General features: G+C 46.4%; 10 protein-coding genes. 2 read left to right on the forward strand and 8 right to left on the reverse strand.

Features of this window, described 5'->3' with window-relative positions; genetic code table 11:
- Positions 1-195 precede the first annotated feature (195 nt).
- The 4 genes from VN447_RS04350 to VN447_RS04365 form a co-directional block, all read right to left on the reverse strand.
- The gene (locus VN447_RS04350; protein WP_325523184.1) at positions 196-564 is read right to left on the reverse strand and encodes a VOC family protein; all 369 of its coding nucleotides are present in this window, start codon (positions 562-564) and stop codon (positions 196-198) included.
- Positions 565-567: 3 nt separating this feature from the next.
- On the reverse strand, positions 568-2346 hold the full coding sequence (locus VN447_RS04355) for an ATP-binding protein (RefSeq protein WP_325523186.1): 1779 nt from the start codon (positions 2344-2346) through the stop codon (positions 568-570).
- A gap of 19 nt (positions 2347-2365) precedes the next feature.
- Entirely contained in the window at positions 2366-3496 is a 1131-nt protein-coding gene (locus tag VN447_RS04360) for an ABC transporter substrate-binding protein (RefSeq protein ID WP_325523188.1), read from the reverse strand.
- 76 nt (positions 3497-3572) lie between these two features.
- Positions 3573-7352 carry a phosphoribosylformylglycinamidine synthase gene (locus tag VN447_RS04365; protein ID WP_325523201.1) on the reverse strand — a complete coding sequence of 1260 codons (3780 nt, stop codon included), beginning with the start codon at positions 7350-7352 and terminating at the stop codon, positions 3573-3575.
- Between the two features lie 112 nt (positions 7353-7464).
- Here VN447_RS04365 and VN447_RS04370 point away from each other — a divergent pair, with 112 nt between their 5' ends.
- Positions 7465-8376: a LysR family transcriptional regulator gene (locus VN447_RS04370; RefSeq protein ID WP_325523190.1), complete on the forward strand. Its 912-nt coding sequence runs from the start codon at positions 7465-7467 to the stop codon at positions 8374-8376.
- Positions 8377-8466: 90 nt separating this feature from the next.
- On the opposite strand, the gene VN447_RS04375 is transcribed toward VN447_RS04370, so the two are convergent.
- From VN447_RS04375 to VN447_RS04390, 4 genes are all read right to left on the reverse strand, one after another.
- Positions 8467-8892, reverse strand: a complete 426-nt coding sequence (locus tag VN447_RS04375; protein WP_325523192.1) for a hypothetical protein — start codon at positions 8890-8892, stop codon at positions 8467-8469.
- A 167-nt stretch (positions 8893-9059) separates the two neighbouring features.
- On the reverse strand, positions 9060-10052 hold the full coding sequence (locus VN447_RS04380) for an inorganic phosphate transporter (protein WP_325523193.1): 993 nt from the start codon (positions 10050-10052) through the stop codon (positions 9060-9062).
- Entirely contained in the window at positions 10045-10674 is a 630-nt protein-coding gene (locus VN447_RS04385) for a DUF47 domain-containing protein (protein WP_325523195.1), read from the reverse strand. Before VN447_RS04385 ends, VN447_RS04380 begins: the two co-directional genes overlap by 8 nt.
- Before the next feature lie 109 nt (positions 10675-10783).
- On the reverse strand, positions 10784-11128 hold the full coding sequence (locus tag VN447_RS04390) for an EamA family transporter (RefSeq protein ID WP_325523197.1): 345 nt from the start codon (positions 11126-11128) through the stop codon (positions 10784-10786).
- Positions 11129-11456: 328 nt separating this feature from the next.
- On the opposite strand from VN447_RS04390, the gene VN447_RS04395 reads away from it, so the two are divergent.
- Complete coding sequence (locus VN447_RS04395) at positions 11457-12146, forward strand: heparan-alpha-glucosaminide N-acetyltransferase (protein ID WP_325523199.1); 690 nt, start codon at positions 11457-11459, stop codon at positions 12144-12146.
- The last annotated feature ends 145 nt before the right edge of the window (positions 12147-12291 follow it).

Here is a 12291-nt window from a genome sequence, read left to right on the forward strand (position 1 = left end):
ACTCAAAGACAATCTGATCATGTTCTAACAAGCGGAGTTATCTCCAAACCGTCCCTCGATCTTTTCCTGCTTATTTGAGTATATCACAATTATCTTTGTTTTCATTGGTTCTGCTGTGGCCAGTATTGCCATGGCTGTTCTTGACTTGCATGGCTAAATGCAAAGCAAGAACCGTCCCTCTTTGTTTTGTTTTCATTAAATTTTTTGCACAAATTCCAGGCGCTCACCGTCCGGACCGGCAAAAAACATAATCTTTTTATCCCCGACTACCCTCGGTTGGTCAAACAGCAGTGTTACGTTATGGTGCCGAAGTTTCTCAATTTCGGCAGCGAGGTCATTTACGGAAAAAGCAATATGGTCAACCCTGCCGGCGCTACGCTCCCCGGCAGGGTCTGCTTTATGTTGGATGAGTTCGATTGTCAGCTGGCCTGACTTAATAAATATCAGGCGAATACGTTCATCCTGGTAACTGTCTTCGACTTGGCAGCCTAATACTTTAGTGTAAAAATCCAAGGATTTATCTGCATCTGTAACTACTACACCAACATGGGCAACTTCAAACATACTTTATTCCTCCTTCAAAACCTTAGGCCAGGTAAAGATAAAATTAGCTCCCTGACCTTCGGACGATATGATCCTAATCGATCCTCCCTGACTTTCAACAATCTTTTTGACAAGAGCCAGACCGACACCGGTACTTTCCAGGGTATCGCGCGGCTGTAAGGTTTGAAACATTTCAAAGACCTTGTGATGATAATCGGCCGCAATTCCCGGCCCGTTATCGACTACGCTAAATTCAAGTAATCCGCCTAAATCGTTCACCGTGATCAGCACTTGACCGTCTGGCCTGTTATGATGTTTCATAGCGTTGCCAATAAGATTGGCAAATACCTGCTTGAGCCTAATCCGTTCGGTGTGAATCACCGGCATGCCTGGTCCAACCAACATGCGAAACCTGTCAGGCGGCGCCAAATCCTCAATCACTTCGGCAATTAGTTCGCTGACATTAACCGGCTCAGTAGCCGCTTTAATCCTGCCGATCCGCGAATATTCCAATATGCCTTCAATCAGGTTTTCCAGCCTTCGAACCCGGCCCCGCAAAAGCTCCATTTTATGCTGGGTTTCAACCTCAAGATTGCCCCCTAAGTCTTCCTCAATCCACTGTGACAGGTTGGCAATGGCGCGAAGCGGTGCCTTCAGATCGTGAGAAACAACATAGGCAAATTGATCAAGCTCCTGGTTACTGCGCTCCAGTGTCCGCATGTATTTAGCCAATTGCCCCTGCTTGCGGCGCAGCTCATCTTCACGCAGACGCACAGCCTCAGCCATAGTCCGGAAGTGCTCTGATATTGTATTAATTTCAGTATATTCGTAGCACTCTAGCGGCAAGTTATAATTGCCTGCGGCTACTTGCTGCGTTTTGCGGGTAAGTGCGCCAAGTGGCACAAAAATTTTCTTTAGGTTGCGCATGGCGATAAACACTGCCAGCCCTAAAGCCAATACTGAACCAACGATAAAAATATTCCGGGTATTACGCACCGGAGCAAAGGCAACATCGGCCCTTTGGGCGACAAGAACCGGCCAGCCTGTTGGCTTAACTACATCTACCGTTATAAGATAATCATCTTGCCCCTGCTTGACGCTTACAGTACCCGACTGGCCTGCCAGCGCTGTTTTGATAAAATCCCAGTCACCAATATGATTGCGTTGATATACCTGGCCCCGGTCAGAGTGGCCGATAAACGTGCCTTCAGTATCAAGAATAGCAGCCCAGCTATGCTGATTGATATCACCTTTTGCCGTTAGCTCGTTTAGTTTACTTAAATTGATATAACCAACAATCATCCCGTTCTTCGTCGGCCTGGTGATCGTTAATGTTGGTTGACCTGTATGCTGAGAGATAAAGGTGGTTGACCAATGCACCTGGCCAGTTTGTTTCGTTATCTGAAAAAAGGGCTGCCTTGACAGGTCAAGCGTTGAATAGCTGGGGTGATGGGGCGAGGCAAAGGTCGAGTGCCCGTCGTTATCGACAATATGTACTGCGTCCAAATAGGTGTGGCTAGTAATAAGCGTGTCAAGATAATGCTGAATTTGGCGGTTGTCAAATCCACCTGTATCTACCGTGACGGCAGCCTGCCTAATCACAGCGTCAGCCGTCACCAGGAAATCTTGGGTACCTGTCACCAAGTCACTCGCCATTTGCGTGTTATATTTGATTACCTGTTCACCCATACTGCGAGACAACAAAGTAATGGTAATGACACTAATAACAAGGATTGGCAACGCGACTGCCACGATAAAATTAAGGGTCAGAACCCCTCTTAGGCTGACTGCAATCTTGTTCATATATTATCTGCTCACTTTATTAATCCATTGTGACAAACTGTCCGTTTTTCACAGTAACTAGCCGGCAAAGACGCTCGGCATCACCAGTGGCGTTAATGATAATATCGCTCCATAGCCCAGGGAACTGTTTTTGGGCAATAATTGCAGCTTTAACTGCTCCCGCATCGTTATTGCCAGCTTTCTTAATGCCTGCCACTACCATCTGAGCAGCCTCATAACCATAAGAGGCTGCATAGTTCGGCTGACTGCCAAACCGCTCCTGGTAGTTACGAATAAACTGTCTATAAGACGAACCTTGATCATCAGGGTTAAACGGGCTGCTAAAAATTGCACCCTCGACCGCTAGGCCACCGTGCTGAATGAAATCGTCCGTCATGGCCCAACTGCTGGAGAATATTGGCACCGCAAGCTGACTCTTTCTGAGCCCCTGACTAAGAACAGCAGCATCTACGGCTCCGGCTATGATCAGTACGCCTTCAGGCAAATAGCCGGCTACATCGTTTGTTAGCCCCTCATAGTTTACACCCTTGTCTGATATAAAGGTAAATCTTGCTGTGACTTTACCGCCGAGTTCTTCATATTTCGCTATAAAAGCTTGCGCCCATGCCTGAGAAAAATCGGCATTGGAAATATCATAAATAACTACCATCTGTTTAAGACCAAGCTTATTGACCGCATAGGCTGCTTGCGCTTTTGCCGAAACTCCGAGCGGCGGTATCACAGTGATGAATGAATCATCGCGACCACTTAAGATATCAGCACGCGCCGTTGGGCTAACGATAAGGGCCTTGCCACCGGCAATTACCTGCAGCGAAGCTACGGCCGCAACACTTGTCATATGCCCGATAATAGTTCTTATGCCGGCATTGATAAGTTCCTCATCAACAGCGCGAACTACATTAGGATCATTTCTGTCATCTTTAACAACAAGTTCAATTGGCCGGCCAGCAATACCACCAGACTTATTGATCTCCTCAATTGCCAGCATTACCCCATTGCGCCCGGCAACCCCAATATCAGACTGCCGTCCGGTCAAACCGGCGACAAACCCGATTTTAACCGGCTGACGATCGAGGCAGCCTGAGACTAATAAGGCTATTATCAGGAATACTGCAAAAACAACAAACTGAAAGCGTTTAGCAGTTGACACAATATCCCTCCATCCGACAATTATTGTTAATAATAATTAGCCGTGGAAGACATTTTTCCTGCTGTTATTCCAGTTTTTACTTAAAATAATTAACGCCGGCACTAAATAGCTGCTGGTCTTTGTTACCGGGAATATTTATTGCAACATTGTTGCCGATCCGTTCGGAATGACCCATTTTCCCGAGTACCCGTCCATCAGGACTTGTAATCGCTTCAATGGCAGAGAAGGAGCCGTTTGGATTAAACTTAACATCATAAGTCGCACGGCCGTCAAAATCAACATACTGGGTTGCAATCTGGCCGTTAGCTGCCAGCCGGGCGATTTCCTCGTCTGTGGCGTAAAACCGGCCTTCACCGTGGGAAGCCGGAATAACAAACACTTCACCCGCTTTAGTATTACTTAGCCAAGGTGACAGGGTTGATACAACCTTGGTATTGACCATACACGAAATATGCCGGCCAATTTTATTAAAGGTTAGCGTCGGGCTGGTCGCAGTCAAGTCGCGGATTTCGCCATAAGGCACAAGCCCCAGCTTAATAAGCGCCTGGAAACCGTTGCAAATACCAAGCATCAGACCATCACGCTGCTGCAGCAGCTCAGTCACCGCCTCTTTTACGCGGGGATTGCGGAACATGGTGGCAATAAATTTACCTGAGCCGTCAGGCTCGTCCCCTGCACTAAACCCACCAGGCAACATAACAATTTGTGAAGAGGCAATTTTTTGAGCCAGTGTGGCAATGGATTCTTCAACCTGAGCTGCTGTTAAGTTGCGGATCACCAGTGTTTCCGGCAAGGCTCCGGCCTGCTCGAAAGCTTTAACTGTATCATATTCACAGTTGGTACCGGGGAATACCGGAATTAACACTTTGGGTTTAGCTATACGGATAGCTGGCCGGTGACTGTTCCGCTTTGTGTAATCGGCAAAGCTTTCCGGCTCACCTTCAATCAGATCAGGTCTGACAGGGAATACTTTCTCCAGAGTCCGTTCCCAGGCGGCGAAAGCTTCGTCAAGGGTTATCTCTTCGTCACTGACGCGGATAACAGGGGAACCTATTGTTTGACCGATCAGTATATAATCTATGCCGTTAAGCACATGTTCCGGCGTTACTTCAGCAGGCAATTCCAACACAAGCGAGCCATAGTCTGGAGCAAACAGGTCATTTGCCGCAACTGGGGCAGCAAACTCGAACCCAATGCGGTTACCAAATGCCATTTTGCTGACAGCCTCCGCAAGGCCACCAAGTTTGACAGTATAAGCGGCCAGAATCTTTCCTGCTTGGGCAAGCTGCCCAACTCGATCATAGGCCATGGTTAGGGCTGCAAAGTCAGGCAGCTCATTTTCATCCCGTCTAGCCCGGATTAGCACTACTTTGCTGCCAGTCTGCTTAAACTCCTGTGAGATGACACGCCGCACGTCAACTGCTGTTACCGCAAAAGCCACCAGCGTTGGCGGCACCGTAAGCTCTTTAAAAGTACCTGACATGCTGTCTTTGCCGCCAATAGCCGGAATGCCCAGCTGTTTTTGTGCATGGAATGCGCCTAATAACGCGCTGAAGGGCTTGCCCCACTTTATGCTGTCCTGGTCCAGCTTTTCAAAATATTCCTGCAAAGTGAGCCGTACTGTGCGAAAATTTCCGCCTAACGCTACTACCTTGGCAACAGCCTCGATAATGGCATAGACCGCACCATGGAAGGGACTCCAAGCCGAGAGACCGGGATTAAAGCCATGGGTCATAATTGTCCCGGTTGTAGTTTCACCTGACAGCACCGGTAGCTTAGCTGCCATGCCTTCTGCAGGAGTGTCCTGGTATTTGCCGCCAAACGGCATCAGTACAGTGGCTGCGCCAATACTGCTGTCAAAGCGCTCAACAAGTCCCTTCTGACTACATATGTTGAGGTTTTGCAGCGTATTTAGCCATGCTTCCTTAATATGCCGAGGGTTGATGCGCCCCGGGCCTGGCAACTCTTTAAAATAGCTATTTTCTGCCGGAGCAGTCACAGCTACAGTTGTATGCTGTTTGACACCGTTAGTGTTTAAAAAATCACGGCTGATACTGACAATTGACTTGCCACGCCATACCATTATCAGGCGATTCTCGGCAGTCACTTCTGCCACAATGGTTGCTTCCAAATTCTCGGTATCGGCGTAGCGGATAAATTCCTGGGCGTTCTCTGCAGCCACCACGACTGCCATCCGCTCCTGCGATTCTGATATAGCAAGTTCGGTGCCATTAAGGCCTTCGTACTTTTTGGGGATAGCATCGAGATTAATATTCAGGCCGTCAGTAAGTTCACCAATTGCCACTGACACACCGCCTGCGCCGAAATCATTGCAGCGTTTAATCATGGTGCTGACAGCGCTCTGACGGAACAAGCGCTGAATTTTACGTTCAGTAGGCGGATTACCTTTTTGTACTTCGGCACCGCAACTCATGAGAGATTCCTCTGTATGGGCTTTGGAGGAGCCTGTTGCACCGCCGCAGCCATCACGCCCGGTACGACCGCCTACTAGAATAACAACATCCCCTGGCTGCGGAATACCACGTGCAACATTTTGTTTTGGGGCAGCTGCCATGACAGCCCCGATTTCCATCCGTTTAGCAATATATCCTTGATCATAGATTTCAGTCACCTGGCCTGTTGCCAAACCGATTTGGTTACCGTAGGAGCTATACCCTGATGCCGCACTTGTGGTAATTTTGCGCTGGGGTAGCTTGCCAGGCAACGTTGCTTCTAAAGAAGCGCGCGGGTCGCCGCTGCCGGTGACACGCATGGCTTGATAAACGTAGGAACGGCCTGACAGCGGATCACGGATACAGCCGCCCAGACAAGTAGCCGCTCCCCCAAATGGTTCAATCTCGGTAGGGTGGTTATGGGTCTCATTTTTAAACATGACAAGCCAATCTTCAGTTTGACCATCAATATCGGCTTGTACAATAATACTGCAAGCATTTATTTCTTCAGACTCATCCAGGTCAGTAAGCTGTCCTTGTTTTTTCAGTTCTTTCATAGCCAAGGTGGCTATATCCATCAGGCTGACATCTTTCTCTTTATCGCCATAGACGAATGCCCTGGAATTTAAGTATTCTTCATAGGCAGCTTTGACCGGATTAGTGAACTTGCCTTCTTCAATCGAAACATCCTGAATCTCTGTTAAGAACGTCGTATGCCGGCAGTGATCCGACCAGTACGTATCGATTACCTTTATTTCTGTAATGGTCGGGTCCCGGCGTTCGGTATCCCTAAAGTATTTCTGGCAATAAGTCAAATCCCCAAAACTCATAGAAAGCCCATGCGTGTTCATAAAATCCATAAGCTCTTGTTCGGTCTTTGTAGTAAAGCCGTTTAATACGGTTACATCGTCAGGTGCATTGCCTAACATGTTTAGTGATTCCGGCTTTGCAAGGGATGCCTCCCTCGCTTCAACTGGATTAATACAATAATATTTGATTCTTGCTAATTCTTGCTCGCTGATGGCCCCCTCAAGAATAAGCACTTTAGCTGTATTTACTGTCGGCGGATCCTGCTGCGTTAAAATCTGTACGCTTTGTGCCGCCCAGTCCGCCCTTTGGTCGTACTGCCCTGGTAAGTATTCTATGGCAAATACATGGTCAGCCTCTGCTATAACAACGCTTTCCAGATAGACAACATCTACAGGCGGCTCGGAAAAAATGGTATGAATGGCGTCCGTAAACTCTTGGTCGGTTAAACCGGTTACGTCATAGCGGTGAAGCATTCGAACTGCACTTAGCCCTTTTATTCCTAAATTCTCTTTAAGATCTGAATAAACACCTACTGCCTCAACTTGAAATCCCGGCTTCTTCTCTACAAATATTCGGCGTACCGCATTTTTCACTGAGTTCAAATTATCCGCCCCCTGTATATAAACTTTACATGACTATCGTAGCACATTATAATTAATCATAAAAATTAATATTAATTATTTAACTAATAAGGAGCACTTATAAATGGATATTAGCTTTGAGCTCTATAAGGTCTTCTATCATGTGGCCAAAACGCTTAGTTTTTCGGAAGCCTCCGTCCAGCTTCACATATCCCAATCCGCCGTTAGTCAATCCATTCGCTTACTGGAAGATAGACTTAACAGCCGCCTGTTTTCCCGCACTACTAAGCAGGTGAAATTGACACCGGAAGGAACCATGCTATTCTCCTTTGTAGAACAAGCCTATCAATTTATTAAGACAGGCGAACGTAACATCCAGGATATTCATTCCCTGACGAAGGGCGAACTTAGAATTGCCGCCAGCGACACCCTTTGCAGATATTATTTACTGTCTTATCTAAAACAATTTAATGAATTGTATCCCTTCATTAAGATCAATATTACAAACCGAACGTCGCCGGTTTGTACCGAACTTGTCCGCAAAGGACTGGTAGATGTCAGTTTTGTTAATCTGCTCCACGAATCACAGCTTCACCAAGGCGAACGTGATACGAAACTTTCTATCACAAGACTCAATGTAATCCAGGACGTCTTTGTAGCCGGCAACGATTACAGGCAGCTGCAAAAACTAAATCTTTCCTTAAAGGACTTGGAAAACTATCCAATTCTCGTTCTAGAAAAAAACACGGTTACTCGCAGTTATTTTGACGCCATTCTAAAGCGATATGATGTATGCATAACCCCCGAGATAGAACTTGGCAGTATTGATTTGCTCATAGATTTGGCAAAGATCGGGCTTGGTATTGCTTTCGCGCCTGAGGAGTATATTGCCACCCATGTGGCGCAAGAACACCTTTTCATCTTACCTATCAAAGAGACTATCCCCCCAAGGTATCTGGGAGCTGTTACAAACAGCACCGTCCCGCTGCCGGTGGCAGCCCAAAAATTCATGAACTTGATTACAGGAGCACTGTAAAATGTACGAGCTACTCGTCGTATGCATCAGCCTATAGCAAGCCAGTATACAAAAAGCAGCCCTTGCGTATGCCGGAGCTGCTGCTTTAAACTATATCTTTTTCTTGCTGTAAAAGCCATTGTTCTGCTTATCCAGGTCATTCTGGGTAAAACGTCCACTGTCAGTGTCTTTTCTTCCCCGAGTCCACCAACCAATACGCTTCATTTCCTGACGGATATCATAGATGCAATGGGAGCACAGCTGGCCATCGGCAATTAGCTTGCCACACTGTTCACATGGATAAGTGACACTAAACTCACCTAAAAACCAGCCGCGTTTTAGCATTTTCATAACGGTTTGGCGCCTTACGCCTGTTGCCGTGGTTATCTGGTCCACTGATACACTGTCATTGCATTGCCGCAAGTAGTTAAATACCCGATCGGCTTCATTCATTTCCCGTGTATGACAAGCAGGACAGAGACCGCCAACACCAACAACTGCAAGGCTGCTGCACTCCGAGCAGTACCCAATGCTCAATTTCCTTACCCCGCTTTTTTAGCTATGGCCGGTAGATCCGCCAATATAAATACTTTTTTTGCCACAGCTAACTTCTTACTGAAGCGGAATATTCGGGACTAAGGTATTAGATTCCTGCTTTTTTGCTAGATCATGATCCCCAATAATCAGGACTTACAGCCTGATTATTATAAGAATAATGCTAAGAACTTATACATTAGGGCACTTGTTATTGCACTGAATGGAATGGTCAAAATCCATGCAAATAGCATTTGCTGGGCCACACCCCATCGTACAGCTGAAATCCGTTTGGCAGAACCCACCCCCATAATTGAGCCAGAAACCACGTGGGTAGTACTGACTGGCAGGTGTAGGTTTGTAGCTGCGAAAATTACCATTGCCGAATTCATATCAGCAGCAAAGCCGTTAATGGGCTCTAGTTTAAATATCTTGCCGCCCATAGTCTTAATAATCTTCCAACCGCCTGCTGCCGTACCCAATCCCATAGCAGTGGCGCAAGCTAGTTTAGTCCATAAGGGAACTTCCAAGGACTCTATCTGTCCCGAACTCAAAAGCGCCAGCGTGATAATCCCCATAGCTTTTTGTGCATCGTTGGAGCCATGCGAAAAAGACATCAAGCTAGCAGACAAAAGCTGCATTTTTTTGAACCCGAAATTGAGTTTCCCTGGCTCTTGCCGGCCAAAAATCCACATCATGGCAATCATAATAATGTACCCGCCCACCATCGCAATGAGTGGTGATAGCACAAGTGACAGAATAATCTTTTGAACACCGGCAAGGTTAATGGCGTCAAAACCCGCACCAACCACTACCGCTCCCAAAACACCGCCAACAAGCGCATGCGAAGAACTGCTCGGAATACCAAGCCACCAGGTAATCAGATTCCAGACAATAGCACCGAATAAGGCCGAGATAATTACAGGCTGGTTAACTAAAGAAGCCGCTTTAACAAGATCACCGCCAATTGTTTTGGCTACCCCGGTACTGTAAAGCGCCCCGGCAAAATTAAGAACAGCTGCCAGTACTACAGCATACTGCGGGTCCAAGGCCCGGGTAGATACCGACGTGGCAATCGCGTTGGCTGTATCATGAAAGCCGTTGATATAATCAAACGCCAGCGCGAAAAAAACCACAACATAGACCAGCGTCATATCAGGCATACTTCACGATGACTCCCTTTAATAAATTGGCGATATCTTCACAGATATCAAGTGTCTCTTCTAAATGAAGCAGGATTTCTTTCCATTTGATTATTTCAATAGGGTCGTTACACTCTCTAAACAGTTTGGCCATTTCCTGCCTGTACAACTTATCTCCCTGGGACTCATATTCAATGATCCGAGCACAACGCTCTTCCAGTTTATCTTTTTGTTTTCTGATCTCAGGCAAGTGACTGAACGCTTTATCAATCTGCTTGGCGCTTTTACCTACCAGTTCGGCAAGTTCCTTAGCGCCCTCTGATGCCGCGCCGGCATTGTAGAGCTCCATACGTTCAATTGTGCCCTGCATACAGTCTATAACATCATCAAGTTTGTGAGCAATGCTATAGATGTCTTCGCGGTCAAGCGGCGTAATGAATGTCTTGTGTAACAAGCCGACAATCTTAGCCGTATTCGCGTCGGCCTTTTTCTCAAGCTCGTCTATCTGAGCCATTAATTCAAACAAGTCTCCATCTCTGTTTAACGCCTCTTGTAAAACCTCGGCAGCATCCCGAATAAGTTGAGTATTTTCCAGAAGATAACCATAAAACTTTTCTTCACGGGGCTTTAAGCCAAATCCCATACTTAGCCTCCTCAATTTGTCGGATTCAAACTGATTATAGCATATACCTTCGATATTTGTTAACTAATTGTAAATAAATGTTAAGATTCAGTTAATTTAGCACTAATTGTTACGACTTAGCTACCAGTGCAATACCGCTCAATATTAAGGCCAAGCCACCCAATCTGAGCGGTCCAATGGCCTCATGAAATAGAAAGTATGAAGCGATAAACACCAATACATATCCTAAGCTAATAAGTGGGTATGCATAACTAAGTTCGACGGTGCGTAAAGCATAAATCCACAGCAGCGTACTCACACCGTACAGGGCCAAGCCTGCGGTAATAGGCCAAGCCGCTATCACCTTTTCCATCAAGGAACCTGTGTCGGGAATAAGCGTAGCACCATACTTAAAGGCGACTTGCCCAACAGCACCAAGGAAAACTGATAATAGTATTATATAGATATCTTTCATCGCAGCCACACCGTCCTGTTAATAAGCCTTGGATCAGCCAAGGCCTGTCTTTGGTAGTATATTCCCTTTCGACTGTGGTATTCCTGCAAGCTGTTGCCAATCTTCCAGATGCAACAAGCATCACTGGAAATTTGATTTAACCAGCTCCCTTCGCGTGCCTAATGTCACCAGTATCCTAGTGTATCACAATTTGCCGTAAAAGTTACCGATTCTAAAATTAATTAAGCCTCAGTTTATGAATTGCATTCGCTTACTTGACGGCAACGCAATTGTCATTTATTGTTATCGTAGGTTGAGTTACTATACCATCGCTAAGGAGGCAATACTGTTGTCAGAAGCTGTCCGGCTTGTTGAAATAGATTTGTTTCGGGGAATAGCCATACTCTTAATGATCATTTTTCATACAGTATTTGACTTGGCTTTTTATTATAACTGGCCGCTTGATTACCTGGACGGCTTTTGGTACTACCAGGGTAAAGCCTCAGCAGTGCTATTCATGCTGGTGTCAGGCGTAAGCAGTCTCCTTAGCCGTCATCCAGTGCGCCGCGGGCTTACGGTGTTTGGCACAGGACTTCTCATTACGGCGGCAACCTATTTCTATAGCCCGGCCGTATATATCCGGTTTGGCATCCTACACCTTCTGGGTGTTGGCATGCTTGCCGCCCCCTTCTTTAACCAGCGCAGCGCTCTACTGCTCATCATAGCAGGTACGTCAATCATTGCTATTGGCAATGGCTTCTCCCAGATAACGGCAACAACGGCCTGCCTGGTACCCTTCGGCATCAAACCACCCAGTTTTACTTCTCTTGACTATTATCCGCTATTTCCGTGGCTGGGTATCATCCTCTATGGCATGGCAGCAGGAAGACTTTTGTATCCTGCCAGACAACCGCTGTGGCCTTCATTGGCTAACCATCGCTCTGTCCGCTGGCTAAGCTGGATGGGCCGCCGGTCTCTGCTCATCTATCTTATGCACCAGCCAGTCATCCTGGCAATCCTATATATAATAAACCCATAGACTCACGGGGACGGTTATTGTGAAAAAAAATATACTGAAGGTCTCAAAAAAACGCACAACAAAATAAGCCTATCAAATAGACGAATAAAAAAGTACTGATAAGCTATTGAATATCGATAATTAAGTGCGGTATAGTTAAGTTAGC

Source organism: Sporomusa sp., assembly GCF_035561155.1.
GTDB lineage: Bacteria > Bacillota > Negativicutes > Sporomusales > Sporomusaceae > Sporomusa.

Bases quoted from the DNA above. Each gene is read 5' to 3' on its own strand.
- VN447_RS04350 (WP_325523184.1), bottom strand. From the start codon at position 564: ATGTTTGAAGTTGCCCATGTTGGTGTAGTAGTTACAGATGCAGATAAA.
- VN447_RS04355 (WP_325523186.1), bottom strand. From the start codon at position 2,346: ATGAACAAGATTGCAGTCAGCCTAAGAGGGGTTCTGACCCTTAATTTT.
- VN447_RS04385 (WP_325523195.1), bottom strand. From the start codon at position 10,674: ATGGGATTTGGCTTAAAGCCCCGTGAAGAAAAGTTTTATGGTTATCTT.
- VN447_RS04390 (WP_325523197.1), bottom strand. From the start codon at position 11,128: ATGAAAGATATCTATATAATACTATTATCAGTTTTCCTTGGTGCTGTT.
- VN447_RS04370 (WP_325523190.1), top strand. From the start codon at position 7,465: ATGGATATTAGCTTTGAGCTCTATAAGGTCTTCTATCATGTGGCCAAA.
- VN447_RS04380 (WP_325523193.1), bottom strand. From the start codon at position 10,052: ATGCCTGATATGACGCTGGTCTATGTTGTGGTTTTTTTCGCGCTGGCG.